The organism is Glycomyces sp. NPDC047010 (assembly GCF_040644205.1).
Lineage (GTDB): Bacteria > Actinomycetota > Actinomycetes > Mycobacteriales > Micromonosporaceae > Glycomyces.
In genome coordinates, this window is sequence record NZ_JBEYVY010000009.1 from 12,978 (window position 1) to 38,942 (window position 25,965).

General features: G+C 72.5%; 27 protein-coding genes. 8 read left to right on the forward strand and 19 right to left on the reverse strand.

The window, feature by feature from the left end; translation table 11 throughout:
• The first annotated feature begins 33 nt into the window (after nt 1–33).
• Nucleotides 34–591 carry a dihydrofolate reductase family protein gene (locus AB0A65_RS18440; protein ID WP_359952630.1) on the forward strand — a complete coding sequence of 186 codons (558 nt, stop codon included), beginning with the start codon at nt 34–36 and terminating at the stop codon, nt 589–591.
• A 5-nt stretch (nt 592–596) separates the two neighbouring features.
• Here the strand turns inward: AB0A65_RS18440 and AB0A65_RS18445 are convergent, their stop codons facing one another.
• The gene (locus tag AB0A65_RS18445) at nt 597–1,187 is read right to left on the reverse strand and encodes a TetR/AcrR family transcriptional regulator (protein ID WP_359952632.1); all 591 of its coding nucleotides are present in this window, start codon (nt 1,185–1,187) and stop codon (nt 597–599) included.
• A 102-nt stretch (nt 1,188–1,289) separates the two neighbouring features.
• Between AB0A65_RS18445 and AB0A65_RS18450 the strand changes: the two genes are divergently transcribed.
• Nucleotides 1,290–2,465, forward strand: coding sequence for an FAD-dependent monooxygenase (locus AB0A65_RS18450; protein ID WP_359952634.1), 1,176 nt, complete (start codon nt 1,290–1,292; stop codon nt 2,463–2,465).
• Nucleotides 2,466–2,470: 5 nt separating this feature from the next.
• On the opposite strand, the gene AB0A65_RS18455 is transcribed toward AB0A65_RS18450, so the two are convergent.
• On the reverse strand, nt 2,471–3,187 hold the full coding sequence (locus AB0A65_RS18455) for a GTP pyrophosphokinase family protein (RefSeq protein WP_359953045.1): 717 nt from the start codon (nt 3,185–3,187) through the stop codon (nt 2,471–2,473).
• A gap of 257 nt (nt 3,188–3,444) precedes the next feature.
• On the opposite strand from AB0A65_RS18455, the gene AB0A65_RS18460 reads away from it, so the two are divergent.
• Nucleotides 3,445–5,163 carry a dihydroxy-acid dehydratase gene (locus AB0A65_RS18460; protein WP_359952636.1) on the forward strand — a complete coding sequence of 573 codons (1,719 nt, stop codon included), beginning with the start codon at nt 3,445–3,447 and terminating at the stop codon, nt 5,161–5,163.
• A gap of 9 nt (nt 5,164–5,172) precedes the next feature.
• Here the strand turns inward: AB0A65_RS18460 and AB0A65_RS18465 are convergent, their stop codons facing one another.
• The 9 genes from AB0A65_RS18465 to AB0A65_RS18505 form a co-directional block, all read right to left on the reverse strand.
• The gene (locus AB0A65_RS18465) at nt 5,173–6,195 is read right to left on the reverse strand and encodes a GTP-binding protein (RefSeq protein WP_359952637.1); all 1,023 of its coding nucleotides are present in this window, start codon (nt 6,193–6,195) and stop codon (nt 5,173–5,175) included.
• Between the two features lie 49 nt (nt 6,196–6,244).
• Nucleotides 6,245–7,093: an NAD(P)H-binding protein gene (locus AB0A65_RS18470; protein WP_359952639.1), complete on the reverse strand. Its 849-nt coding sequence runs from the start codon at nt 7,091–7,093 to the stop codon at nt 6,245–6,247.
• Nucleotides 7,094–7,147: 54 nt separating this feature from the next.
• Nucleotides 7,148–9,472, reverse strand: coding sequence for an HtaA domain-containing protein (locus AB0A65_RS18475; protein ID WP_359952640.1), 2,325 nt, complete (start codon nt 9,470–9,472; stop codon nt 7,148–7,150).
• A 66-nt stretch (nt 9,473–9,538) separates the two neighbouring features.
• The gene (locus AB0A65_RS18480) at nt 9,539–10,021 is read right to left on the reverse strand and encodes a neocarzinostatin apoprotein domain-containing protein (RefSeq protein ID WP_359952642.1); all 483 of its coding nucleotides are present in this window, start codon (nt 10,019–10,021) and stop codon (nt 9,539–9,541) included.
• Between the two features lie 305 nt (nt 10,022–10,326).
• The gene (locus AB0A65_RS18485; RefSeq protein ID WP_359952644.1) at nt 10,327–11,328 is read right to left on the reverse strand and encodes an SAM-dependent methyltransferase; all 1,002 of its coding nucleotides are present in this window, start codon (nt 11,326–11,328) and stop codon (nt 10,327–10,329) included.
• 282 nt (nt 11,329–11,610) lie between these two features.
• Nucleotides 11,611–12,219, reverse strand: a complete 609-nt coding sequence (locus tag AB0A65_RS18490; protein ID WP_359952646.1) for a DivIVA domain-containing protein — start codon at nt 12,217–12,219, stop codon at nt 11,611–11,613.
• Between the two features lie 13 nt (nt 12,220–12,232).
• The gene (locus AB0A65_RS18495) at nt 12,233–13,339 is read right to left on the reverse strand and encodes a globin domain-containing protein (protein WP_359952648.1); all 1,107 of its coding nucleotides are present in this window, start codon (nt 13,337–13,339) and stop codon (nt 12,233–12,235) included.
• A gap of 4 nt (nt 13,340–13,343) precedes the next feature.
• Nucleotides 13,344–13,727, reverse strand: a complete 384-nt coding sequence (locus tag AB0A65_RS18500) for a group 1 truncated hemoglobin (protein ID WP_359952650.1) — start codon at nt 13,725–13,727, stop codon at nt 13,344–13,346.
• A 134-nt stretch (nt 13,728–13,861) separates the two neighbouring features.
• Nucleotides 13,862–14,455, reverse strand: coding sequence for a helix-turn-helix domain-containing protein (locus AB0A65_RS18505; protein WP_359952651.1), 594 nt, complete (start codon nt 14,453–14,455; stop codon nt 13,862–13,864).
• A gap of 99 nt (nt 14,456–14,554) precedes the next feature.
• Between AB0A65_RS18505 and AB0A65_RS18510 the strand changes: the two genes are divergently transcribed.
• Nucleotides 14,555–15,067: a winged helix-turn-helix domain-containing protein gene (locus tag AB0A65_RS18510; RefSeq protein ID WP_359952653.1), complete on the forward strand. Its 513-nt coding sequence runs from the start codon at nt 14,555–14,557 to the stop codon at nt 15,065–15,067.
• A gap of 108 nt (nt 15,068–15,175) precedes the next feature.
• On the opposite strand, the gene AB0A65_RS18515 is transcribed toward AB0A65_RS18510, so the two are convergent.
• Complete coding sequence (locus AB0A65_RS18515; protein WP_359952655.1) at nt 15,176–16,366, reverse strand: molybdopterin molybdotransferase MoeA; 1,191 nt, start codon at nt 16,364–16,366, stop codon at nt 15,176–15,178.
• A gap of 204 nt (nt 16,367–16,570) precedes the next feature.
• Here AB0A65_RS18515 and AB0A65_RS18520 point away from each other — a divergent pair, with 204 nt between their 5' ends.
• A complete protein-coding gene (locus tag AB0A65_RS18520; RefSeq protein WP_359952656.1) occupies nt 16,571–17,026 on the forward strand; it encodes a hypothetical protein in 456 nt (151 codons plus the stop codon).
• Between the two features lie 36 nt (nt 17,027–17,062).
• Here AB0A65_RS18520 and AB0A65_RS18525 read toward each other — a convergent pair whose 3' ends face one another.
• Nucleotides 17,063–17,491 carry a hypothetical protein gene (locus AB0A65_RS18525; protein ID WP_359952658.1) on the reverse strand — a complete coding sequence of 143 codons (429 nt, stop codon included), beginning with the start codon at nt 17,489–17,491 and terminating at the stop codon, nt 17,063–17,065.
• Between the two features lie 8 nt (nt 17,492–17,499).
• The gene (locus tag AB0A65_RS18530) at nt 17,500–17,982 is read right to left on the reverse strand and encodes an Lrp/AsnC family transcriptional regulator (protein WP_359952659.1); all 483 of its coding nucleotides are present in this window, start codon (nt 17,980–17,982) and stop codon (nt 17,500–17,502) included.
• Nucleotides 17,983–18,098: 116 nt separating this feature from the next.
• Between AB0A65_RS18530 and AB0A65_RS18535 the strand changes: the two genes are divergently transcribed.
• Both AB0A65_RS18535 and AB0A65_RS18540 read left to right on the forward strand, forming a co-directional pair.
• Nucleotides 18,099–19,481 carry a tryptophanase gene (locus AB0A65_RS18535; protein WP_359952661.1) on the forward strand — a complete coding sequence of 461 codons (1,383 nt, stop codon included), beginning with the start codon at nt 18,099–18,101 and terminating at the stop codon, nt 19,479–19,481.
• A gap of 45 nt (nt 19,482–19,526) precedes the next feature.
• Nucleotides 19,527–21,113 carry a Na+/H+ antiporter gene (locus AB0A65_RS18540; protein WP_359952663.1) on the forward strand — a complete coding sequence of 529 codons (1,587 nt, stop codon included), beginning with the start codon at nt 19,527–19,529 and terminating at the stop codon, nt 21,111–21,113.
• A 20-nt stretch (nt 21,114–21,133) separates the two neighbouring features.
• Here AB0A65_RS18540 and AB0A65_RS18545 read toward each other — a convergent pair whose 3' ends face one another.
• On the reverse strand, nt 21,134–22,054 hold the full coding sequence (locus tag AB0A65_RS18545) for an NmrA/HSCARG family protein (RefSeq protein WP_359952665.1): 921 nt from the start codon (nt 22,052–22,054) through the stop codon (nt 21,134–21,136).
• A 94-nt stretch (nt 22,055–22,148) separates the two neighbouring features.
• Between AB0A65_RS18545 and AB0A65_RS18550 the strand changes: the two genes are divergently transcribed.
• Nucleotides 22,149–22,715 carry a helix-turn-helix domain-containing protein gene (locus AB0A65_RS18550; RefSeq protein ID WP_359952667.1) on the forward strand — a complete coding sequence of 189 codons (567 nt, stop codon included), beginning with the start codon at nt 22,149–22,151 and terminating at the stop codon, nt 22,713–22,715.
• Between the two features lie 12 nt (nt 22,716–22,727).
• On the opposite strand, the gene AB0A65_RS18555 is transcribed toward AB0A65_RS18550, so the two are convergent.
• The 4 genes from AB0A65_RS18555 to AB0A65_RS18570 form a co-directional block, all read right to left on the reverse strand.
• Nucleotides 22,728–23,570, reverse strand: a complete 843-nt coding sequence (locus tag AB0A65_RS18555; protein WP_359952669.1) for a maleylpyruvate isomerase family mycothiol-dependent enzyme — start codon at nt 23,568–23,570, stop codon at nt 22,728–22,730.
• Between the two features lie 52 nt (nt 23,571–23,622).
• Entirely contained in the window at nt 23,623–24,252 is a 630-nt protein-coding gene (locus tag AB0A65_RS18560) for an NAD(P)-binding domain-containing protein (RefSeq protein WP_359952671.1), read from the reverse strand.
• Nucleotides 24,249–25,292, reverse strand: a complete 1,044-nt coding sequence (locus AB0A65_RS18565; RefSeq protein WP_359952672.1) for an LLM class flavin-dependent oxidoreductase — start codon at nt 25,290–25,292, stop codon at nt 24,249–24,251. The genes AB0A65_RS18560 and AB0A65_RS18565 overlap by 4 nt, the downstream gene beginning before the upstream one ends.
• Before the next feature lie 117 nt (nt 25,293–25,409).
• Nucleotides 25,410–25,883, reverse strand: a complete 474-nt coding sequence (locus AB0A65_RS18570) for a MarR family transcriptional regulator (protein WP_359952674.1) — start codon at nt 25,881–25,883, stop codon at nt 25,410–25,412.
• Nucleotides 25,884–25,965 lie beyond the last annotated feature (82 nt).

Below are 25,965 nucleotides of genomic sequence, written 5' to 3' on the forward strand. Positions count from 1 at the left end.
GGGAGTGTCGGTCCCCGTTGGTACGCTCGCGCCATGGGAGCCCTTCGGTACTCGATCAACGTCACTGTGGACGGCTGCTGCGACCACCGCGCCGGTCTCGCCGACGACGAACTGCACGAATACTCGGCCGAGATCATCGACCGGGCCGACGCCCTCCTCTTCGGACGCGTCGTCTACGGGATGATGGAGGAAGCCTGGCGCCTGCCCGCCTCCGGCGAGCTGCCCGAGTGGATGGACCCCTCGATGGCCGAGTTCGCCCGCGCCATCGACGCCAAGCGCAAGTACGTCGTCTCCAGCACCCTCGAAGCGCCCGACTGGAACGCCGAACTCGTGCAGGGCGACCTCGTCGAGTCCGTGCGGCGCCTGAAGGACGAGTACGAGAACGGCCTCTACGTCGGCGGCGTGACCCTGCCGCTCGCGCTGGCCGACGCCGGGCTCATCGACGAGTACGAGTTCATCGTCCACCCGCGGATCGCGGGCCACGGCCCCACGCCGTTCAAGGGCCTCTCCGCCTACGTCGACCTGACCCTGGTGAGCAGCCTGAAGTTCGCCTCGGGCGCGACCGCGATGCGGTTCGTGCCCAAGCGCTGACCGTCTCACGCGGGGCCGTGCGCCCCCGCGGTGCCCGCGACCAGCGCCGCCACGGCGCCCCGGAGTCGGTCGAGGTCCCCTGAACCGGCCAGCACGAGCCGGTGCAGGACGCTGACCGCGGCCAGCGCCAGCGCCGCCGGATCGGCCCCCGCGCCGAGACGCCCCGCGACCTGTTCGGCCGCAAGGTATTCCGCAGCGGCCCGTTCGACCGCGTCGATCCCGGAGCCGCCCGCGCCCAGGACGTCCTCGATGCGCGCCACCAGTTCCGGCCGCATCGCGAGCAGCCGGGCCAGCGCGGTGAGCGCGGGTCGGGGGACCGCGGCGAGCCCGTCAGCGAGGTTCGCGGCGACCTCGCCGGTGCCGACGCGCTCGGCGAATCCGGGTGCGGCCGCGATCGTGAAGGACCGGTCGACCGCGTAGGCGGCCAGGAACCCGTCGAAGTCCGCGAAGTGCGTGTAGATGATCCCGGTGGCGACCCCGGCCTCCAACGTGACGGCCCGCCCGGTGAGCTTCGCCGGGCCGTCGCGCAGCACCACGGTCTCGGCGGCGGCGAACAGATGCTGCCTGAGCTGGGGGATCGCGATTCCTCTGGGCACGCGCCCCAGTCTATCGGCGCGCCCGCCGACCCGCCCGCATCGGGGATGAGCGGTCGTTCATACTGAGAATGAACACATGCTCATACTCGTGAGGAGTCGCACATGGGAACCTCGGGACCCCGGGAACGGCGCGCGCTGATCATCGGCGCGGGCATCGCCGGACTGGCCGCCGCGCTGCGCCTGCACCGGGCCGGATGGCGCACGCTCGTGGTCGAACGCGCGCTCGCGCGCCGCAGCGGCGGGTACATGATCAACCTGGTCGACGGCGGCTTCGACGCCGCCGAGCACCTCGGCCTCGTCCCCGCGCTCAAGGAGCGCGACCTCGGCCTGTTCACCTCGGTCATCGTCCGCGCCGACGGCACCGCGAAGTTCGCCGTCCCGAAGGAGATCGTGGCCGCCTCGGTCGGCCCCCGCGCCATGTCCGTCTTCCGCGGCGACCTCGAAACCGTGCTGTACCAAGCGGTCCGGGACGACACCGAGATCCGCTTCGGCACCACCGCCACCGCGATCGAGCAGGACGCCGACGGCGTCACCGCGGTCCTCTCCGACGGCAGCACCGAACGCGCCGACCTCCTGATCGGCGCCGACGGCCTCCACTCGGACACCCGGGGACTCGTCTTCGGCGCCGCACCGGACCCCCTGGTCGACATGGGCCACATGGTCGGCGCGATCCCCCTGGACGCGTCGCCCGCCGGGCTCGGCGAGGGCACCGGCACCACCTTCATCGGGCCCGGCCGCACCGCCGCGGTCATCAGCCTCGGCCCCGGCCGGTCCTCCGCGTTCTTCGCCTACCGCACCCCCGACACCGCCGCCCAACTGCGGCTCGGCCCCGCCGAAGCGCTCTCGGAGGCGTTCGGCGACCTCGGCGGCGGCGTCCCCGACGCCCTGCGCCGCCTGCGCGCCGACCCCGGCCCCGCCTACTTCGACTCGGCCTCCCAGGTCCGCCTGGACTCCTGGAGCAGCGGCCGCGTCGTGCTCCTCGGCGACGCCGCCTGGTGCGTCACGCTCTTCGCCGGTTACGGTGCGGCCCTGGCGATGAGCGGCGCCGACCGCCTCGGCGACGCCCTCGAACAGCACGACGTCCCGGCCGCGCTCAAGTCCTGGGAGGCGGGCCTGCGCCCCGAAACCGCGAAGCGCCAAGCCCTCGCCCGCCGCGGCATGGCCCAGTTCGCGCCGCCCACCAAGGGCCACATCTGGATGAACGAGGCGGCGATGCGGGCCATGCGCGTACCGGCGTTCCGCAACCTGATGCTGCGCGCCGCCCGCGCAGCGAAGTAACGCGGTCAGTTCGCCTCGGCGTGCCGCTGCGACAGCTCCCACAGGCGCTTCAGCAGCGCCTCGTCCAGCTCGGTGCTCGCGGGCTCGTTCGCGATCGCGGCGGATGAGCCGTGCACCTCGGCGTGCAGCTGCTCCATGCGGCGGTCGAGGTGCTCGGCCGCCGCCGCGGCCTCGGTGAGCTCGTCGGCCAGGTGCGCGGGCACGTCGCCGTCGTACTTGTAGAAGATCTTGTGCTCCAGGCTCGCCCAGAAGTCCATCGCGATGGTCCGGATCTGGACCTCCACGATCACCGGCACCGGGCCGGTCGACAGGAACACCGGGATCTCGATGATCGCGTGGAGGCTCTTGTACCCGTTGGGCTTCGGCTCCGCGATGTAGTCCTTGACGGTGAGCACGCGCACGTCGTCCTGGGAGGTCAGCGCGTCGAGCACCCGGTAGGTGTCGGCGATGAAGCTGCACGTGATGCGCACGCCCGCGATGTCGGTGATGTGCTCGCGGATCGAGTCGAGCGACGGCGCGAGCCCGCGCCGCGCCACCTTGTCGAGGATGCTCTCGGGGGACTTGATCCGGGAGGTGACGTGCTCGATGGGGTTGTACCGGTGCAGGTAGAGGAACTCCTTGCGGAGGATGCCCACCTTGGTGAGCACCTCTTCGGCGCCGAACTGGTACGCCATCATGAAGCGGGAGAAGTCCTCGCGCATCTGGCGGGCGTACGCGATCATGTGCGCGTCCGGCACCGCGCCCTCGTGCTCGGCGGCGCCGTACACGTCGGTGTCGTACCCGCCTCGGATTGCATCCACGATTCGAGCGTATGCGCCAGTCAAGGCCGCAGAAAGCATCGACATCGTCATCTAGGTCACGACCTGTAACCCCGGTCTCCCTCGATTGAGACGCGATCGCCCCTTACGTTCCGTACGCGTTGATCGCTATGCTCGCCCTGTCCCGTAAGACACCGCAGTTACACGGAGGCAGGCACCGCATGGACACACCGCTACGCAGCGCCGAATGGTACGAGGGCACGGACCGCAACGCCTACATCCACCGCGCCTGGATGCGCCGCGGCGTCCCCGACAGCGCCTTCCAGGGCCGCCCCCAGATCGCCATCGCCAACACCGCGTCCGAGCTGGTGCCCTGCAACGCCCACCTCGACGAGGTCGCCCAGTCCGTCAAGCACGGCGTCTACGAAGCGGGCGGCATCCCCCTCAACCTCCCCGTCACCGCCCCCGGCGAGACCCTCGTGAAGCCCACGGCCATGCTGTGGCGCAACATGACCGCGATGAACGCCGAGGAGATGCTCCGCGCCAACCCCGTCGACGGCGTCGTCCTCCTCGGCGGTTGCGACAAGACCATCCCCGCGCTCCTCATGGCCGCCGCCTCCGTCGACCTCCCCGCCGTCGTCGTCCCCGGCGGCCCCATGCTCACCGGGCACTTCCGCGGCGAGGCCCTCGGCTGCGGCACCGACGTGTGGCGACTGTCCGAAGAGGTCAGGGCCGGGACGCTCAGCGAACCCGACTTCCTCAAGTCCGAGTCCGCGACCATCCGCTCCAAGGGCCACTGCAACACCATGGGCACCGCCTCCACGATGGCGCTCGTCGCCGAGGCCCTCGGCATGACCGTCCCCGGCCTCGCCGGGACCCCCGCCCCCGACGCGCGCCTCCTGGAGGCCGCGCACGGCACCGGGCGCCTCGCCGTCGAGCTCATCGCCGCCGACCGCCGCCCCTCCACGTTCCTCACCAAGGCCAGCTTCCACAACGCGATCGTCGCGCTGGCCGCCATCGGCGGCTCCACCAACGCGGTCGTCCACCTCCTCGCGATCGCGGGGCGCCTCGGCATCGACCTCACCGTGGACGACTTCGACCGCATCGGCGCCGACGTGCCGCTCCTGGTCAACCTGCGCCCCGCCGGGAAGTACCTCATGGACGACCTCCACCGGGCCGGCGGTTTCCTCGCGGTCCTGCGGGAGGTCCGCGACCTGCTCGACCCGGACGCGCTCACCATCACCGGTGAGCCGCTCGTGTCCTACCTGGACGAGGCCCGGATCTGGGACGAGGACGTCATCTCGCCGCGGGGCGAACCGCTCCAGAAGGCCGCCGGGATCGCCGTGCTCCGCGGCAGTCTCGCCCCCGGCGGCGCCCTCGTCAAGCCGTCGGCGGCCTCACCGCACCTGCTCCAGCACCGCGGCCGCGCCCTCGTGTTCGACTCCATCGAGGACTTCCGCGACCGCATCGACGATCCCGACCTGGACGTGGACGCCGACACCGTGCTGGTCCTGCGCGGCTGCGGCCCCAAGGGCTACCCCGGGATGCCCGAGGTCTCCAACCTGCCGCTGCCCAAGAAGCTGCTGGCACAGGGGGTCCGCGACATGGTCCGCATCTGCGACGGCCGCATGAGCGGCACCGCCTACGGCACCGTCGTCCTCCACGTCACCCCCGAGGCCGCCGCCGGAGGGCCTCTGGCGCTCGTCCGGACCGGCGACACGGTGATCCTCGACGTCGCCGCCCGGCGCCTCGACATCGACGTCCCCGCAGCGGAACTCGCCGCCCGCGCCCCGAGCGCGGCCACCCTCGACGGCTACGCGAAGCCCGTCCGCGGCTGGGAGCGCCTCTACATCGACCACGTCACTCAGGCCGACACCGGCGCCGACCTCGACTTCCTCCAGGGTTCGAGCGGCTCGGAGGTCCACCGCGAATCCCACTGAGCCCGTTGACTACCCGCGCCGGTACCGCATGAGCTGCCGCAGGCCCGCGGCGTCGTCCGAGGGCGCGAGCGCCTTCTCCATCCGGGCCCGCGCGGCCTCGGCGTCCAGGTGGGCCCCGATCGCGACCAGCTCGCCGCCCGGTCCTGCCTCGTGCGCGGCGAGGTCGATCTGGCCGCCCACGACGTTCACGAGGACCCCGCGCGGCCGCGCGCCCGCCGCCACCTGGAGCGCGCCCTTCATGCGGTAGGCGCCCGGCGGCGGCTGCTCCAGCAGTTCGAGGAGGTCCGCGGGGCTGACCGGCCCCGACGCGCGCACGGTCACGGACTTCGCGTGCGAGTGCCCGGCCTCGTCCCGGTGCGCCTCGCGGGCCAGCGCCGCGAGCGGGAGCTCGTCCTCGGGGTCGTCCGCCGAGGCCGTGTCGTACACCAGCGCCGGATCGATACGGCCCCTTGAGGTCCGCACTATGTGCACGTCCGGGTTCGAGGTGCGGATGCGCGCTTCGATCGCGCTGAGCGCGTCCTCGGCCTCGTCCTCGGGAAGCCGGTCGCACTTATTGACGACGGCGAGCGTCGCCGCCGCGAACCGGCTCGGAGGGTTCGTGTTGCGGTCCACGGTGTTGAAGTACTCGACGGCGTCGACCACGTCCACGACCCCGCCGGGCCGCACCCGCTTGGCGCCGCTGAAGTAGATCATCTTCGCCAGCGCGCCGGGTTCGGCGATGCCGCTGGCCTCCACGATGACGACGTCCAGGCCGAACCTCGGGTGCGTGAGCTTCTCCAGGGCCGCGTCGAGGGCGCCGAGGTCCTCGATGCAGCACAGGCAGCCCCCGGCGATCGAGACCGGCTCGTCCACCTGCCCGGTCACCAGTCCGGCGTCGACGTTCACCTCGCCGAAGTCGTTGACCACCACGCCGACCCGGGCGCCCGGCCGGCACAGCAGGTGGTTCAGCATCGTCGTCTTGCCCGCGCCCAGGTACCCCGCGAGCACGACCACCGGCACGCGCCGGTCCCGCCCGCCCTCGTTCTTCGCCACCGGTCCACCGTAGTCGGCCCCCGGCACCGGCCCGGCCGACGACCGGCGGCTACGTGAAGTCGCCCGAGTGGGCCTGCGCCCACTCCTCGAACGTCCGAGGCGGGCGCCCGGTCACTCGCTCGACGTCGGCGTACACCACGGACTCGTCGAGCGTGCCTTCGACGTAGAACTCCCAGAACGCCCGCACGTACTTCTCGGGCATGGTGGCCTCAAGCTCCGCCCGGGTCTCCTCCAGCGTGAGCCCCTCGAACCGGAGCGGCCGCCCGAGCACCTCGCCGAGGACGGCGACCTGCTCGGCCGGGACCATCGCCCTCGGGCCGGAGAGCCGGTACACCTGCCCGTGGTGCGCGTCGCCGGTGAGCGCCGCGACCGCGACCGCCGCGATGTCGGCGGCGTCGATGCAGGCCACGGGGATGTCGCCCCACGGCGCGCGCACGACGTCTCCCTTTCGCAGTTGCGGCAGCCAGCGGAGCGCGTTCGACATGAACCCGTTGGGCCGCAGCACGGTCCAGCGGAGCCCCGACTCGCGCGCGGCGGCCTCGGACCCGATCATCATCGCCGTGACCGCGTTCTCCGGGTTCCCGACCTCGGTCGAGCTCCCGGACAACTGCACGACCCGCTCGACTCCGGCATTCCGGAGCCGCGCGTACACCCCGGGCATGTCGGCGAACCCGGGCAGCAGGAACACTCCTTCGACGCCGCCGAGCCACGGTTCCAGCGACTCCGGCCGGTCGAGGTCCCCGACCGCGGCCTCCGCGCCGTCAGGCAGCTTCGCTCGGCCCGCGTCGCGGACCAGCGCCTTCACGCGCAGGCCCTGAGCGGCCAGCGCCCGGACGACCTCGGCCCCGACGTTCCCGGTCGCCCCGGCGACCAGGTAAGCAGACTCGTCACTCGACATCCGTTGCACTCCAATCAGTCCGAACTCCTCGGCCGAGTATGCGCGCCGCCCGGATCAGACCTCGCGCGGGACCGTCCTCTTTCTCCGCGCCATGAGGATCGCGCCGGTCGCGATGAGGCCCGCGGCCGCGGCGAGGAGGGCCGCGAGGCTGGCGCCGGTGACCGGGAGCTTCGGGCCGCCGGGGTTGTTCGGGGCGCCTCCGGGTCCGTCGGTGTCGGCGATGTCCGTGGGGTCGGGCATGGGGACCGAGGGCTTCGGGTCGTCGGGGGACTCGGTGGGGGAGGGACTGCCCGGGGTCGAGGGCTCCTCCGAGGTCGGGACCTCTTCCACCGTGACCGTCAGTGCGGCCGGTGCGGTGGCGATCGATCCGGCGGGGTTGGTGAAGACCGCCCGGAACAGCCGGCCGTCGTGGGAGGCGTCGACCGCGGTGCGCAGGACCGGGTCGGTGGCGCCGTCGATGTCGCTGTAGGACAGCGCATCAGGTGCCTTCGTCTGCCACCGGACCGTCGCGTCTTCGGACGCGGTGGCCTCGAAGACCGCTTCGGCCGTCCCGCTCGGGCCCTGCACCGTGACGGCGGTGTCGGCCGGATCGGCGGCGATGCCGGGGGAGACGGCGGTGCGGTCGAAGCGGGCGGTGCCCGGGACGCTGCCCGCGTCGCGCCAGGAGGTGATGACGGCGTGGTCGGCGGTGACGGCGAGCGGGGCGGTGAAGCCGCCGCCGCTGATGGTGAACGCGGATTTGACGTCCCCTGCGGCGTCGAGCGCGAAGTGGGCGCCGCTGCCGTGGTTCTTCACCCACAGCAGGTCGCTCGCGGGGTCGAACGCGGCGGTGAGCGTGGCCGCGGCGACGCCGAGGTCGTGGGTCTCCGCGTCGAGGACCACGGAACCGCTTGCGGTGGAACCGAACTGGACACTGGAGGACAGGCCCGCATTCGACCTGACGATCGCGATCCGGTCGCCGTCGACCGCGATGGCGACGGGGGACAGGTTGCCGACCTCGGCGGCTGGCCGGTTCGTGCCGCTCCCGGGGACCTCCTCGACCGCCACTTGATCACCGTCGAACCGCAGGCGCAGCACGGTCGGGTCGTAGAGCGCCTGGTTGGTCGCGGTGCGGGCGACCGCGCGGGCGAGCAGGAGCGAGCCGTCCCCGGCCGCGGTGAAGGACCGCGCGTTCGCCTCGCTGTAGTACGTGTTCGGGTTCCAGCCCTCGACCTGCGGGAGCCGGTACTCGGTCCTCGCCCAGCCCGCGCCCTCGCGCTGCCAGGCGTAGAGGACCTGGGCGCCGCCGGTCCGCACCCGCAGGTACAGGCGCGAGGCCGAGTCGTCCCACACCAGCGCCGTCCCGGTGACGGCGTCGGCGGGCAGGGAGTCGACCAGTTGCGGCGCATAGGTTCCCGTGTCGGGCCGCCAGGTCAGCGCCCACAGTTCCGCGACGGTCCCCTTGGCGACGGTGTAGACGGTGCTCGTATCGGCGTCGAAGGCCGCGACCGAGGTGCCCGCGGTGAGGCCGGTCCCGAAGCCCCCGCTGTCGCCGACCGGCCGGAGCGTGTCCGCGTCGAGGGCCTTTGCGAACGCGGTCCAGGTCGGCGGCAGGTCGCCGATCGCGTGGACGACGCCGTTGGCCTCGTCGGGGAACAGGTAGTTCGCCTTGGCCCACGAGCCGGTGTCGGTGAACGAGGCGGTCTGCTCCATGAGCACGGTGCCGGGCGCGGTCCACTCCTCGTCGAAGTCCGGGAGCCCGCCGGGGCCCTCGTACCGGATCGTCACGGGGTCCATGACGGCCCCGGCCTGGTAGGACCCGAAGACGGGCACGGCCGCGGCGTTCAGGAACGCGGGCAGCGCGTCCCATGTCGTGGTCCCGCCGCCGGTCTCGGGCGTGAAGCCCCGCAGGTCGAGGTCCACGAGGTCCACCACGCCCAGGTCTTCGAGCGGCGGCGGGTCGTCACCGGTGGTCAGCGGGCGCTGGAGGACGTGCGCCGAGAGCGTCTGCGCTCCCGCGTCGATGACCGCGTGCAGGTCGCTGAGGGTCAGGTCGAGGGCGCAGTCCTCGGGCGTCCCGTTCGCGTAGTGGCCGCAGTGGGCGGTGTACCGGACGCTCCCGGTGAAGTCGAGGACCGTGGCGCCGGTGGCCTCGTCGAACGTGCCGTCCGCCAAGGGGAACGTGACGATCCCGGCGGCGTCAGAGGCGGCGCCGCCCGCGGTCTCGACGTTCTCGGGCCCGATGTAGGTGCGCCAGGACTGGCGCAGGCCCCACGTGAGCGAGCCCGCCTCGATCGCGGCCGGTTCGGCCCCGGCGGGGGCGGTCGCCAGGAGCAGCGGGGCGGCGAGCGCGGCGATGAGCAGGGGGACGGCCGCGAGGCGGCGCAAGGGTGCGGTCATGGTCGAGCCGTTCGGGGAGACGGGTGCGGCCCGGCCCGCGCTTCCCTGCGGGCCGGGCCTCGGCGACTAGAAGACGAGGTCGATGCTGTCGAAGCCGGCGGGGGCGCCCGCGGGCGGCCAGGAGGTGTACTCCGAGACCTGGATCTGGCAGACGTCCGCGTAGCAGTCGCTCGCGGCCTGGGTCGGCGGGAGGCCCGAGAAGCTGGAGTTGGTGAACGTGTCGTCGACCTTGACGGTGGCCGACCAGTTCCCGTTCGCGTCGATCTGGATCGGGTACTGGCTGCCCGCCGCGTTGCAGTCGGAGGCGTTGTACCCGCCGGTGGTGAAGTCGCACTGGGCGACCGCGACGTAGTTGCCGGGCGTCCCGGTGCCGGTCAGGGTCACGTTCTGGTCGTCCACCACCGACAGCGGGGACCCGGGGGTGGTGATCGTCGCGGCGCCCGCGGGGGACGCGGCGCCGAGGACCATCGCGGCGGCGGCGGTCGCGCCGAGGGCCCAGCCGACGGCGCGGCGGTAGCGGGGGTTACGGGTGTCATGACGGAATGCCATGCGCTCCACTCTCTTCTATACAGTGGAGTCGGCCTTGCGGCCTCGTCCTCGATCAAGGCCCGGACGGCGGTGCCGAACGGGTGTGGAGGGAGCCGCGAGGCGGCCGGGGCGAGGTCTGTGGAAAGTGCTCGCCCCGGCGCTCCTCCGGTGACTGCCAAGCCGCCGTTGGGCTCCCGAGCGCGGACGGTCCGCATGGGACTGTTCCCGCGCCCAGGAAGACCATAACGGCGATCCTGAATTTAGGCAAGCCTTACCTAACGGGCCGTGTCTGTGATACGGGCCGTGATCGGTCGACTGCTTTCCGTTCAGTCCAGGGACCGGAGCACCGCGGTCACTTCGTTCCGGTTGTGCCGCAACTGCCTGGCGAACTCGATCGTGAACCCGCGCCGCAGGATCGCGAACGACGCGTCGAGCTGGGCGAGGGCGTGGTGGACCCCGGTCTTCAAGGTCAGGATGCCCATCCCGTGCCGCTTGAGCAGCGGGAGGCTGTCGATCATGAGCTGGCTCGACCGGTCCGGGCTCATCTTCATGTCGTTGACGATCAGGTCGAAGCGACGGTCGCTGTTGCGCAGGTAGTTCCCCGCGGTGGTCCGCTCGTGCACCACGTCGGGCCGCTTGAGCACCGTCGGGTCCAGGTCACCCGGGTCCACCGCGGTGGTCCTGAAGCCCCGCTCGGCGAGGATCCGCGTCCAGCCCCCGGGCGCCGCCCCGTAGTCGAGCGCGGTCCCGCCGTCCGCGAACGGCAGGTCGTACTCCTTGAACAGCTCTTCGAGCTTGAACTCGGCCCGCGACACCTGCTCCGGCGGCCGCGACAGCCGCACCTCGCCGCCCGGCCACGAGCTCAGGCTGTCGGCGACCCGGTTGAACCCGACCACCGCGGTCTTCGGCGTGTAGCAGACCGACACCGCGTACTCGGCCCCCGTCCGCGACACCGTGAAACCGCGATCGGCGAGCACCTGCGCCGCCGCGTCCCAGGCCTCGCGCCGATTGAACCCGTAGACCGTCTTCCCGCTCTGCCAGACCTGGAGGGAGACCTCCGGGGAACGGTGCTGCTCCCGAATCGCCGAATCGACCGCATCGGCCACGTCGGCCAGTCCCGAATCGGAAGGATCGAATTCCGCGACCACGTTCGTCACATGCCGCGGGAACACCAGCGGCACCCGATTCACGATGTCGGACAGGTCCTCCGCCGTCGAGTACCGCGTCTCGACAATCGCGCACTCAGCGCCGATCCGCCGCATCTCGACCACGTCGTCGACACTCCGGAATATCTCCTCCTTGGCGTTCCCGATCGAATCCGCCGCCATGGAGACCAACGATTTCCGCAATGCCATTCCAATTCCCTCAACCCTGTGCCCCCGGACCATTCCCGGCCCCGATCCGCGCCCGCTATCCTATCCCAGCCGATTCCCCCGCCCCCCGATCGTGCAAACGAACTTGCCTCCGCACGTTCCCGCTTCGCGCTCGAAACCGAGGTGCTGCGCCGCGCCGCCGACACCGGCGCGGTCCCCGTCCCGGTGCCGGGCGCTGGCGGGTTCACGGCTGAACGGCGGGTCCTGGACCAGGACCCGCCGTCGTCTCGCCTCTGTTCAGCTCTCGTGCTGGAGCTTCGCCACTTCCTGTTCGAGCCCTTCGCGGGTGAGGCGCAGCTGCTCCTCGGCGACCTCTACGGCCTCAAGGAAACTGCGGGCCCGTACGAGCTGCCTGATCCGGTCCTCGGCCTCCTGGTTGCGCCGGCCCGCGTTGTCGCGGCGGTACTCGGCCACGGCGCGGTCCGCCTCGTCCTTGGCGCGCTCCTGGGTCTGGCGCATGAGCTCCGACGCCTGGGACCGGGCCTGCGCGATGATCTGCCGCGAGTAGTGCTGCGCCTGGTTGACGTAGCTCTCGGCCTGCTGCTGCGCCTGGGAGACCAGGTTGACGGCCGTCGAGGTCGGCGTGGTCGGGAGGGCCGCCTGCAAGCGCAGGGAGCTCTGCTGCGACTGCCAGGACCGCAGCGCCTCCTTCAGCTTCTCGGCGTCGGTGCGCAGCGCGGCCTCGCGCTGGTCGCGACTGGCCAGCTCGTCCGCCACGAGCTCCAGGAACCGGTGCACCTCGTCGGGCTGGTAGCCGCGCCTGGTGAGGCTCGTCATCGAGAACCTGGCGTTGTTGACCTGTCCGACAGTGACCTTCACATCGCGCGACCGATAGTTGTACACCATGGAACGTCCTCTCTCACGCGCCCGTGGGCTCGAAGTGGATGGCGTCCGCCCTGACGCCGGCGCCGACCAGGTACTTCCCGCTCGACTCGACCATCCCGGTCGGCCCGCACAGGTACACGTCGGCCCCCGTGCAGCGCCCGTGCGCCACGGCCAGCTCCGCCGGGGACCCCACGCGCACACCGGAACCGAACATGTCCTCGTCGACGCACGGGACGAGCTCCAGCCATTCGAACCGGGCCGCGAGCGCCTGCATCTGGTCGAGGCAGTACAGGCCCGCGGGGCTGCGCGCGCCCCAGTACAGGCTGACCGGCCGCGGCGTCGCGGCGATCTGCTCGATGAGCGCCTTCATCGGGGCGACGCCGGTGCCGCCCGCGATCATCGCGACCGGGCCCGAGCCCGGCCGCAGCGTGAGGCCCGACCCGAATGCCGGTCCGACGCGCAGCGAGTCGCCGGGCCGGAGCAGGGAGACGAGCGCGGAGGAGACCTCGCCGCCGTCGACGGCCCTGACGTGGAGTTCGATGGTGCCGTCGTTCCGCGGCGCGTTGGCGGGGGAGTACTGCCGCCAGGCCCGCGGCCGCAGGCTCGTGCACAGCGAGACCGACTGGCCCGCAACGTAGTCGAGCCGCGTCCCGGGGGCGATGGTGATGATCGCGGTCTCCAGGTCGCGGCGCTCGTGGCCGACGACCTCGGCGTCCCACCAGGCCGGCGTGTAGTGCGCGGCCGCGTCGGCGGCGTCGGCCATGGTCGCGGCGACGAGCTCGTAGGCCGCCGCCCAGTCGGCGGCGATGGCGGGCGTCCAGTGCGCGCCGCTGAAGTGCTCCAGGGTCGCGAGCAGGGCCTCGCCGACGGCCGGGTAGTGGCCGCGGAGCGCCCCGAACTTGCGGTGGTCGCGGCCGAGGGCCTGGAGGGTGGGGACGACCGCGTCGATGGTGTCGACGTTGGAGACGACGGCCCCGAGGGCGTTGACGAGCTTGTCTCGCTGCGCGGCCATGTTCATGGGGAACAGGTCGCGCGTCTCGGGATAGGAGAGGAACAGGGTCGAGTAGAAGTACAGGGGGACCTGGTCGCCGCGGGCGGCGACCAGGCTCCAGTTCTTCTTCAACCGGTCGGCGTCGATCATGCGCCTAGTCGTCCGCCCCGATGACGTCGGGGGCGACGGAGGCGAGGACCTCGTTGACGGTGTCGATGATGTCCTGCGGGACGTCGAGTTCTTCGAGGACCGCCGTGAGGTGCGCGCCGACCGCCTTGTACTGGCCGACCGAGATGTCCATGCTCCGGTGCGCCTCGGCGAGCTCGCGCCCGGCGTAGGACTTCGGCCCGTCGAGGACCTGGGAGATCAGGGCCACCTGGTGGCGCTTGAGCTGCGGCATGTCGCTGCCCGAGAAGAACCCGGACAATTCGTCGTCGGCCAGGAGGCGCTTGTAGAAGCGTTCCACCGCTTCGGTGACGGCGGGGGCGCCGCCGATCCGGTCGTACGGGGACATCTGCTGCTCATCGGCTGCATTCATGGGGCGATCATCCTTAAGCGTGATATCAGATACGCGCCAGAGCCTACCGACGATCCCCCTCAAGATCCATAGTGCCACTCATGTTTTCGGCACTTCCTTTGTTGCGATAGTAAATCGTAAGTGGACGGTCACCGTTAGTGTCTCGACCCGTCAGCGGACCGTTCCCGAACGCTTACCGCCGAGGGCTGGTCGAGCAGACTGGCGGCGCCGAGGTACAGCTCCTCGCGCAGCTCGTCCAGGGGCGCGTCGGCGAACTGGCCCACCGGGTCCGTCGCGGCCGCGAATGCCTGGGCGGCGCGGAGCCGCCTGCGCCAGTCCGGTTCCGGCCCTGCGAGGACCGCGACCGCCCGGTCCACAGTGCTCACGACGTCGGCGACGATCTGCGTCGAGCTCTCGTCGGTGTACACCGACGCGTCCCGGAACAGCAGCAGCATGACCTCGCGGTGCTCGGTGACCACCGCGATGCACCCGCGCAGCAGCACCGATCCGGCCTCCTCGGGCCCGGCCTGCTCGGCCGCGTCGACAGCGGCGGCCAGCGCCTCGATCGGGGCCCGCACGAGGTGCTCCAGGATCTCCGACTTCGACGTGAAGTGGTGGTACAGCGAGGGCTTGGTGATCCCGAGCCGCGCGGCGAGCTCGCGCATGGTCGACGCCCGGTACGTGTTGGCGCTGAACAGCTCCCGCGCCGTCTCCAGAATCCGGTCCCGCGTCCCCGCCGCCTCGCCCATCGCTCCCCGCCCCTTCGCCTCCGCTCGCGGCCCCAGCATAGCCAGCCCCTACCGAACGGAAGGTCGCCCCCGGGGAGGCGGCCTCCGCCGGGGATCGGGGTGAGAAGATGGCGGCGCAGCGGGCCGTCGCTGACGGCGAAGCCGCAGGCCCTCCTGGCGCTGCTGCTGTTGAAGCCCGACGTGGTGGCGAACCGGGACTGGCTGGTCGACCAGTTGTGGGGCGACGCCCCGCCCGCGGCGGCCGTCGCCACGCTCCGCACCTACGCCTACCAGCTGCGCCGGCGCCTCGCCGCCGACGACCGGATCGCCTTGCACGGCAAGGGCGGCGGGTACCTGCTCCAGATCCCGCCCGACGCGCTCGACTCGGCCCGGTTCGAGGCCCTCACCGCCGTCCGCCGCCTCGACGACCAGGTCGCCCAGGCAACGCTCTCGCGTCTGCTGGCCGGGTCCTGGATCGAACTTGGGCGCCGAGACGAGGCGCAGGTGTTCCTGGAGCGCGCCATGGCCCACAGCCGGGCCGCGGGCGATCGCACCGGAGAAGCCCACGCCCACTACATGACGGGACGTCTGCTGCGGATGCAGGGCCGCCTCTCCGCGTCCGCTCGCCGATGAGGGCGCGGCGGAGTTTCGTCATTCGTTCTCCTAGTGGGTGGTCGCGATGAACGAGGACGATCATGCCCGCCCGATGTGGAGAGAAAGTGGTGCCGGTGTGGAACCGGGTCAGTCGAGGAGGAGCAGGGGGACCGGGGCTTCTGGGGCGGCGTTCGGGGGGATCACTGCGAGGGCGTTGCCGGTGGCGGCGCCGTTGAGGAAGGCGGGGCGGGGGTTTCCGAGGGGGTGGGCGGTGGGGCCGTTCCAGGTGACCGGGACGATGCGGGTGCGGCCGGGCAGGGCGGGGACCGGGGTGGAGAGGACGGCGTGGGGGAGGGCCGGGAGCGGCCGGCCGGTGAGGCCGTGGAGGAGGGGGACGAGGGTCGTGTAGGCGGCGGCGAGGGCCGCGAACGGGTTGCCGGGGAGGCCGGCGACGTATGCGCCGGAGTCGAGGCGGGCCAGGATCTGGGGGTGGCCGGGACGGCACGCGACCGAGTCCACGAGGTGGTCGGCGCCGAGCGTGCGCAGGAGCGGGCGGAGGCCGTCGGTGGTGCCGACCGACGTCGAACCGGCGACGACCACGACGTGCGGACCGGGGGCGGTCACCGCGTCGGCGAGCGCGCTGCCCGGGTGGTCGGGGGCGTGGACGGACTCGGTGACGAGCGCGCCGTGGCGCGGGAGGAACGACTCCAGGAGCGGGCCGAGGGCGTCGCGGACGCGGCCCGCGGGCGCGATCCCGGCGTGGACGAGTTCGTCGCCGGTGACCACGAGCCGGACGGTCGGCGCCTGCGCGACCTGGAGCGCGTCGTACCCGCAGGCCGCGGCCAGGCCCAGCAGCGACGGCCCGATCCGGGTCCCCGCGGCGACGAGCCGGGCCCCGGCCGGGGCGTCTTCGCCGCGGTAGCGGATGTGCTTGCCCGCGGGTAGCTCGGGGCCGGTGAGCGAGTCGCCGTCGAGCACGCCGTGCTCCACCGGGAGGACCGCGTGTGCTCCGGCGGGGACCACGGCGCCCGTGGCGATCCGGATCGCCGCGCCCGGAACGAGAGTGCTTCCGGGCCAAGGGCTCCCGGGCACCGCCTCGCCCGCGAGGCGCCACGGGCCCGGCCCGTTCAGCGCGTAGCCGTCCATCGCGGCCGTGTCGAACCCCGGCAGCGGGGTCGGGGCGACGAGGTCCGCCGCGAGGACCGACCCGGCGGCCCCGCGCAGCGGGACCGCGACGGGGCCCAGCGGCTCGGCGGCGGCGTGGGCGGCCTCGCGGGCCGCGGGCCAGGGCATGTCCCGGCGGGTCGCCGGTTCGGCGGTGGTGAGGGCGTCGACCATGGCGGTACCTTCCCATCTGCGGATGTCGCCCGCGGGTCCGTCGGTGCACATCACGCCCGCGCCGCCGTGCGGAGGCCCGGGTTCGCACCTGCCACTCCACCGTAGGCCCGGCTGGGGCGTCTGCAAGGCCGAAGCCGCCTTGGGGATGGCTTCTGCGGATATCCGACATACGCTGAAGACGCACCCGGATGCGAAGGAGGCGCCATGGCCGCCGCTGGAAGCGCGCTCGCCGCCGTCACGGTCTCGGGCGCCGTGCGCGAACCGCGGACCTGGACGGTCCCCGACCTGGGCGCACTGCCGCAGCACGAGCTCGACGTGGTCTACACCTGCCGCTCCACCGGCCCCCGCAGCCACCGGATGCGCGGCCCCCTGCTGCGCGACGCCCTCGCGCTGGCCGTCCCCGAGTTCGCGGGGGAGGACCGCAAGGCCCGGCTGCGGTACTTCGTGGCGCTTCTCGCCTCGGACGGGCACCGCGCGGTGCTCTCGTGGGGCGAGATCGACCCCGAGTTCGGGAACGGCCCGATCGTGCTCGGCCTGGTCCGCGACGGCCTCGCCCTCGATCTGGAGGGCCCGCACCTGGCCGTGCCCGGCGACTCGTGCGGCGCCCGGAACGTCAGCGGCGTCGTCGCCATCCGCCTCGACGCCTACTCAGGACAGTGAAAGGGGACCGGCCGCGGCCGGTCCCCTCAGATCCCGCTAGACCTTGGTGTCCCAGTAGGGGGCGTCGGGGATGACCCAGCCGCTCGCGGTCTCCCACGCGAAGCGCCAGCGGATGGTGTGGCCCTCGGTCCAGTCCTTGTTGCACAGGACCCACGCCTTGTCGACGCCCAGATCGTCGACGCACTTGCCCGCGCGGGCCGAGTTCAGGTCGTCCCAGTACACGGCCACCTGGTAGCCGTTCTTGTCGTTGTCCTTGACCCAGATGTCGTCGCCGGTCGGCTGCACGCACGCCTGGCCGGCGCCGAAGACGTAGGTGTCGATGGTGCAGACCTTGGCGTAGTCGGTGTTCCAGTCGACGTCCGTGGCGTAGTTGATCTCGTACGCGGCCGCCGGGGAGGCGGTCGCCAGGACGATCGCGAACGCCGTCGCGAGCGTCCCGATCAGGGCTGCAATGCGTCTGCGCATGGGCTCTCCTAGGGATGAGAGGTGTGACCGCCGGACCGGCGGTCGGGCCCCGCGCTCTCGGGCGCCCCGACCGGCGCCCACGAAAGCGGTTGGGAGAGCACCATACTGCTACTGGGACGGCCATAGCGTGCGAGGCGGTCTATGAAGGACTCGAACTCGGCCATCGACGGCACGGCCGCGATCAGGACCGAGCAGCCGTCCCCGGTGATGCGGAACAACTGCCTGATCTGCGTCCACGACGGCACCTCCGGGTCGCGCAGCAGGCACCGCGGCCCGTAGCAGTCCATGACGACCACGGCCTGCACCGGGAGGCCGACCGCCGCCGGGTCCACATGCGCGTGGTAGCCGCTGATGACCCCGGCCGCCTCCAGCCTCCGCACCCGCTCGGCCACCGTCGGCGCGGACAGGTGGACGCGCCGCGCCAGCTCGTTGTAGGAGAGCCGGGCGTCCGCCTGGAGCTCCTCGACCAGCCGCCAGTCCATGCGATCCATGCCGTCTTCCGTTCGTAAAGTCGATCAGGGGAACAGGTTGCGAACATAACTCATCCCGCCCCTCGCATGTCGCGCTTCACCTTCAGCCCCGGCCCGCACGGTGCCATAGTGTCCGCATGAGCGAGCCCGTGTTCCGCACGATCATCGAACCCTTCCGCATCCACACCGTCGAACCCGTCCGCATGACCACCGCCGAGGAGCGCAAGGCCCACCTGGCCGCCGCCTCCTGCAACCTGTTCCAGCTCCACGCCGACGACGTCCTCATCGACCTCCTCACCGACTCCGGCACGGGCGCCATGAGCCGCGACCAGTGGGCCGCCATCCAGCGCGGCGACGAGTCCTACGCCGGGTCCCCCTCCTACTTCACGTTCCGCGACGCCGTGCGCGAGCTCTTCGACTTCGAGCACGTCATCCCCGTCCACCAGGGCCGCGCCGCCGAGCGCATCCTCATGTCCGTCCTCGGAGGACCGGGCAAAGTGGTCCCCAACAACACCCACTTCGACACCACCCGCGCCAACGTCGAGGCCACCGGCGCCGAAGCCGTCGACCTCGTCATCGCCGAGGGCAAGGACCCCGCCTCGCCCCACCCCTTCAAAGGCAACATGGACCTGGACGCCCTCGACGCGCTCCTCGCCGCCCGCGGCCCCGACGTGCCGTGCGTGTTCGTCACCATCACCAACAACAGCGGCGGCGGCCAGCCCGTGTCCCTCGCCAACCTCCGCGCCGTGCGCGAGGTCTGCGACAGGTACGGCAAACTCCTCTTCCTCGACGCCTGCCGGTTCGCCGAGAACGCCTGGTTCATCCGCGAACGCGAAGCGGGCCAAGGCGAACGCGACGTGGCCGACATCGTCCGCGACATCGCCGCCCTCGCCGACGGCATGACCATGAGCGCCAAGAAGGACCCCATGGGCAACATCGGCGGCTGGCTCGCCCTCGACGACCCCGACCTCGCCCAGGAGTGCCGCAACGTCCTCATCCTCACCGAGGGCTTCCCCACCTACGGCGGCCTCGCCGGACGCGACCTCGAAGCGCTCGCCCAGGGCCTCAAGGAGGCCGTGCAGCACGACTACCTCCGCTACCGCATCACCTCCACCGCCTACCTCGGCGAAGCCCTCCAGAAGGCCGGCATCCCCGTCCTCAACCCCATCGGCGGCCACGCCGTCTACATCGACGCCCGCGCGCTCCTCCCGCACGTCGACCCGCTCCACTACCCCGGCCAGTCCGTCGCCGTCGCCCTCTACGAGATCGGCGGCGTCCGCACCTGCGAGATCGGCACCGTCATGTTCGGCCGCAGGCCCGACGGCACCGAGGCGCCCGCCGCCATGGACCTCGTGCGCCTCGCCATCCCCCGCCGCACCTACACCCAGAGCCACATCGACTACGTCATCGAAGTGTGCGAACGCCTCGCTGAGCGCGCCCACCGCCTCCCCGGCTACCGCATCACCGACGAACCGAAGGCCCTGCGCCACTTCACGGCCCGATTCGAGCCGATCGCCTGAGCCAAGCGGGCCCGGCCCGCCCCCGGGCTTGGGAGAATCCACACCATGCTCGGACTCGAACTGATCGTCGTCATCGGCGCCGCCCTCGTGGCCTGCCGCGTCGGCGCGCAGCGCAGCGGGATCGCCGCACCGATCCTGCTGCTCGCCGCCGGAGTCCTCCTCGGATTCATCCCCGCCTTCACCGGCCTCGAACTCCCCTCCGCCGTCGTCCTCCTCCTCTTCCTCCCCGCCCTCCTGTGGTGGGAGGCCATGAACACGCCCCTGCGCGAGATCCGCAAGTTCCGGCGCGGCATCCTCCTCAGCGGCACCCTCCTCGTCGTCGTCACCGCGGGCGCCGTCGCCGCCACCGCCCACGCCTTCGGCCTCCCCTGGGGCCCTGCCTGGGTCCTCGGCGCCGCCCTCGCCCCCACCGACGCCACCGCCGTCGGCGTCGTCTCCCGGCTCCTGCCCCGCCGCAACCTCACCGTCCTGCGCGCCGAGAGCCTCATCAACGACGGCACCGCCCTCGTCGTCTTCGGCCTCGCCGTCGGCGTCGTCGTGGGCGAGCAGCACCTCAGCGCCCTCCACATCGGATGGGAGCTCCTCGTCTCCTACGCCGGCGGCATCGCCGCGGGCGCGCTCGCCGCCGCCGTCGGCGTCTGGGTGCGCCGCTTCCTCACCGACACCCTCGCGGCCAGCACCATCTTCATCCTCATCCCCTTCACCGGGTACCTCCTCGCCGAACTCATCCACGCCTCCGGCGTCCTCGCCGCCGTCGCCGCCGGACTCATCGTCAGCCAGACCAGCCCGATCTACGGCACCGCGCCCGCCCGGCGCCAGGTCTTCGCGTTCTGGGGCCTCGTCACGTTCCTGCTCAACGGCGCCCTGTTCGTCCTCATCGGCATCGAAGCCCACCCCGCCGTCCGCGGCCTCGACGGGACGGGTCTCCTCCGCGCCCTCGCGATGGTCGTCGCCATCGCCGCCGTCATGATCGCCACGCGCATCGCGTTCCTGTTCGCCGCCGCCTACCTCATCCGCGCCGTCGACCGCCGCCCCCAGCAAAAGCTCCTGCGCGTCAGCGACCGCTCCCGCATCGTCTCGGGCCTCTGCGGCTTCCGCGGCGCCGTCTCCCTCGCCGTCGCACTGGCCGTGCCGCACTTCCTCGACTCCGGGGCGCCCTTCCCCGACCGCGACACGATCGTCTTCGTGACGTTCGGCGTCATCATCGTGATGCTCATGCCCGCGTTCGCCCTCCCCGCGGTCATCCGCTGGGCCCGCTTCCCCGCCGACACCCGCTTCGACGACGAACTCGCGCTGGCCCGCACCGAGACCACCACGGCCGCGATCGAGGCCCTGCCGCGCCTCGCCGACGAGACCGACGCCGACCCCGAGACCGTCCGCCGCCTCGACGCCGAGATGCGCGAGCACCTCGACGCCCTCGACACCGGCGCCGACGGCGACCCCGCCGAGGCCGCGCGCCTGCACGAGGACTACAACCGCCTGCGCCTCGCCGTCATCGCCGAGAAGCGCACCACCATGATCCGGCTGCGCAACGAGCGCCGCATCGACGACGCCGTCCTGCGCCGCATGCAGGCGTCCCTGGACATCGAGGAGGTCCGACTCATCGCCGCCCCCGACGACGACGAGGACTAGACGGCGCCGTCGGCTGCGGTTCACGCGGCAGGCATGTGCCGCTTCGCCCAGGTCGCGAAGTCGGTGAGCGGCAGGCCCAGCGCCCGCGCGAACTCGGGGCGCGCGGGCTGGGGGACGTCGTTCATCCACTGGTGCGAGGCGCCCATCGCGGGCATCCCGGCGGCCAGCGCCTCCCGTTCGTCCATGTCGGGCGCTTCGAGCCTGCGGCCCAGGGCGTCCGACAGCGCCTCGGCGATCTCGCCCATCGTCAGGAAGTCGCCCGCGAGTTCGAGTTCGACGCCGTCGAACCGCCCGGGATCGGCGAGGGCCGCCGCTGCGGCGGTGCCGATGTCGTCCACTGCGACGACCGCCAGGCGGGTGTGCGGGTGGAGGACGCTCACCAGGCCGCCGTCGAGGCCGCGCGGGAACAGGAACGCCATGGACGGCAGGAAGTTCTCCATGAAGAACGCGGGCTTGAGCAGGGTCCAGTGCGGGAACCCGGCTTCGCGGACGCGGTCCTGGACCGCGCTCTTGGCGCCGAGGGTCGGCGCCATGTAGTCCCAGCGGCCCTCGTCCCAGCCGGGGACCCCGGTGTGCCCGCCGGCCCCGCTGACGGAGGTGTGCACGAACTGCGGCACCCCGGCTTCGAGGGCGCCTTCGACGAGGTTGACGCCTTGGGCGACCTCCCCGGCGAAGTCGAAGCCGTCGCCGGTGAAGGCGGGCAGCTGAACCGAGAACACGGCGCGGGCGCCCGTCGCGGCGCGGACGACCGAGTCGCGGTCGAGCAGGTCGCCGGGGACCAGTTCGGCGCCCAGGGCCTGGAGTTCCCGGGCGCGTCCGGCGCCGGGGTCGCGCACGAGGGCGCGGACGGGCACGCCCGCCGCGAGCAGCGAGCGGGCGGTCGCGCCGCCCTGCTTGCCGGTGGCGCCGGTGACGAGGACGGGTGCGGTGGGAGTGGTCATGGGTCTCCTCGGATCAGAAACGGCGGGGTCCGCCGTTTTGCTCCGGCTATGATATGGCGGACCCCGCCGTTTCTGCAAACCTGGAGGTGGAGCGATGCCCGAGGGGCGGCGCGCCGATGCTCGGCGCAACTACGGGCGCATCCTCGCCGTGGCCGTGGACGAGGTCGCCGAACACGGCGCGAACGCGTCCCTGGAGCAGATCGCGCGGGTCGCGGGAGTCGGGTCGGCGACGGTCCGGCGGCACTTCCCGAGCCGCAGGGCGCTCCTGGAGGCCGTGTCCCACAAGCGGATCGAGGACCTGAGCGAGCGGGCCCGGGAGCTGGCCGGGACCGGTGACAGCCGGTCGGTGCTCCTGGCGTGGCTGGACGAGGTGGTCGACTACTCGGCGACCGCCCGGGGCCTGGCGGCCGTCCTGGTCCCCGACAGCGCCGAGGTCGATCCCGCGCACGTCAACGGGTGCGCGGCGGCACTGGAGGACGCCGCGACGCCGCTGCTTCGGGACGCAGTGCGGGACGGCACCGTGTCGCCCGAGGCCGCCTTGGCCGACCTGCTCGCACTGATCGCGGGCATCGCCATGGCGACCGAGCACTACCCCGACCCGGCCGCGCAGGCGCACCGGCTGTTCCGGCTCGCCTTCACCGGACTCGGCCCGACACCCTGAGTTGAACGCCCGTCAGTAGACGATCGACACGATGCGGCAGGCGGCCGCGGCCAGGTCGGCGTCGCCCTCGACGCGGGCGCGGGCCAGGGCCGCGTCGGGTTCGAGGCCGCGGGTGCAGAGGCGCCAGGCGGTCTCGGCGTCGAGCCCGACCGACGCCGCGGGCTCCGCGGCGGGCTCGGCGAGGGACCAGCGGCCGCCGGTCGCGGTGACGTTCCAGACGCCGCCCGCGGGACCGTCGACGCCGACTCGCACCTGGGTGCCCTGTGGAGCGTCCACGGCGCGCATGGTGTGCGGGAGCGCCCGCATGAAGGCGTCCAGGACGACCGACAGGAACCGCGGATTGGTGTCGGTGCCGAGCCCGACGGCGCGGCGGATCTGCTGCCGGTGGGTCCACATCTCGGTGAACTCGCGGGCGGTGTCGAGCCACATCGGCGCCGGGTCGGCCCCGGCCCACGACACCCCGAGCGCCGGGGCGTCGGGGTCCGCCGCGGCGAAGTACGCGGCGGTCTGCCCGCCGATCAGGTCGAGGGTGTCGGTGAGCGCCGCCGGACTGACCCGCGCGAAGGCCGCGACCCACTCGTCGTTGACGCGGTGGATGAACGCCTCCAGCGTCTCGCCCGGCGCGAACTCCGGCCCGCCCCGGTGGCCGTCGCGGCTCCTGAGCCGCCCGTAGCAGTCGGCCAGGACGTGCGAGGCGAGGTCGCGCACGGTCCAGCCCGGCACGGCCTCGGCCGTCCAGTCGGCGGCGGAGAGGCCGCGCAGGAGCGACACCAGCGCGCCGTGCTCGGGTGCAAAGAGGGGGCGGGCGTCGATCGGTCCGCCGAGCCAGGCGAGGTCGTCAAGCGCGGAAGTCATGCCCGGATTCTGCCCGGCGCCACGCCGGTCCTCAACCGGATTGCGGCACGCCTCAGGCGCCCAGCAGCTTCCGGAGCTCCGGGGCCGCGACGTTCGCGCCGAAGACCGGGGTGCCCGGTTCCATGCGGGCGCCCTCGGACAAGGGGCCGGCGAGGACCGGGTCGAAGCCCAGTGCGTCCACGAAGGACGCGGCGGCCGCGGTGTCGGCGTCGTCGTCGCCCGCGACGGCGATCGCCTTGCGGCCCTGCGCGCCCGCGGGGCGGGCCTCGGCCTGGAGGTCGTGGTAGCCCATGTGGTTGAACGCCTTGGCGTAGTGGTCGGCGCCGAGGTGCTTGCGCACGGCCTCGCTGGAGGTGACGCCCGGGTCGAGGACCCGCTCGCGGGGGCCGTCGACCTCCCACCAGTGGTTCATGGCGTCCACGACCAGCGCGCCGCCCGGGTCGGGGATGGTGCGGTACTTGCCCAGGGGCAGCGCGAGGACCACGATGTCGGCCCCGCGCACGGCCTCCTCGGGGGCGACCGCCTCCGCGCCGGGGACCAGGACCTCGACGGTGAGGGCGATCTTCGCGGGGTCCCCCGAACCGGCGATGCGGACCCGGTACCCGGCGGCGACCGCGAGGCGGGCGAGGACGGTGCCCACCTTGCCCGCGCCGAGGACGCCCACGGTCTGCGGGAGGCTCATCGGGGGCCGTCCGACAGGAGGTCCTTCACCATCGGGATCACCTTGTCGCCGTACAGCTCCACGGCGCGCAGGCGGGCGCTCGCGGACATCGCGCCGCCCGCGGAGTAGATGAGGTCGAAGCGGCCGACGTCGAGCGCGCGGATTGCGGCGGCGACCTTGCGGGCCACCGTCTCGGGCGAGCCGATGTAGAGGGACCCGTGGGCGACCTCGCTGTCGAACTCCTCGCGGCGCAGCGGCTGCCAGCCACGGAGCGCGCCGATGCGGTCGCGCACGACCTTGTAGCCGGGGTAGAACAGCTCCTTGGCCTCCTCGTCGGTGTCGGCGACGAAGCCGGGGGAGTGGAGGCCGACCGGGTAGGCGGTGGTGCCGAGCTGGTCGGTGGCGCGGCGGTACAGGTCGACGTAGGGCGCGAAGCGGTCGGCGGGGCCGCCGATGACGGCGAGCATGAGCCGGAAGCCGTACTTCGCGGTGCGCACGACCGACTGCGGGCTGCCGCCGACGCCGACCCAGGTGGGCAGGCGGCCGGACTCGGTCTTGGGGAACACGTCCTGGTCGACGAGGGCCGCGCGCTGCGTGCCCTTCCACGTGACGGGCCGCTCGTCGAGCAGCTTGTGGAACAGGTCGATCTTCTCCTCGAACAGCACGTCGTAGTCGGCCATGTCGTACCCGAACAGCGGGAACGACTCGGTGAAGGAGCCGCGGCCGAGGATGATCTCCGCGCGCCCGTTCGAGAGCGCGTCGACCGTGGCGAACCGCTGGAAGACCCGCACGGGGTCGTCGGAGCTGAGGACGGTCACGCCGGAGGAGAGGCGGATGCGCTCGGTCCTCCCGGCGATCCCGGCCAGGACGGTCTCGGGGGAGGAGATCGCGAACTCGGGCCGGTGGTGCTCGCCGAGGGCCACGACGTCGACGCCGGCCTGGTCGGCGACCACGGCCTCCTCGACGGTGGCGCGGATGGCCTCCGCGTACGAGACGACCCGGCCGTCCTCGTCGCGGGGCAGGTCCCCGAAGCTGTCGATGCCGAACTCGATGGCGTTCACGGTGCGCTCCTTCTCCCGGCCCGGGGCCGGAGACTGGTTGACGTGTCAATCATAAGAGCCTGTCGATGACGCGTCAACTATTCGGGCCCCGAGTGCGGCGCGCGACACCCCCGGCCGCTACCGCTCCAGTGCGGCGAGGTGGTCCCGGAGCGTCTCGGCCACGTCGCGGGCCGCGGCCAGCTGGTCCGGGGTGAGGGCGTCGAGGAACAGCTCCCGGATGGCGTGGAAGTGCGGGACGCTCGACCGGCGCAGCGCGTCGCGCCCCTCGTCGGTGAGCACGGCCTCGGCGCCGCGGTTGTCGCCCGCGGCGGCCTCGCGCCGGATCAGGCCCCGCTTCTCCATGCGCCCCAGGTGGTGCGAGAGGCGGCTGCGCTCCCAGCCGACCGCGTCGGCCAGGTGCGAGGACCGCAGGCGCCGCCCGGGCGCCTCGCTCAGCTCCAGCAGCACCCGGTAGTCCCCGGCCGAGATCCCGCTCTCGGACTGGAGCCGCCCGGCCAGGGTCGCGCGCAGGTCGTCGGTGGTCTCGACGAACACGCGCCAGCTGTCGAGCTCGGTGCGGGTGAGCGCGGTGCGGCCTCTGCGCTGCGACATGGGCGACCTCCGGTTCCGGGTAGCTGATACGTCAATTATGCACCCGCGGGGCGAAGGCGCGCGGGCGCGGACAGAGGACGGT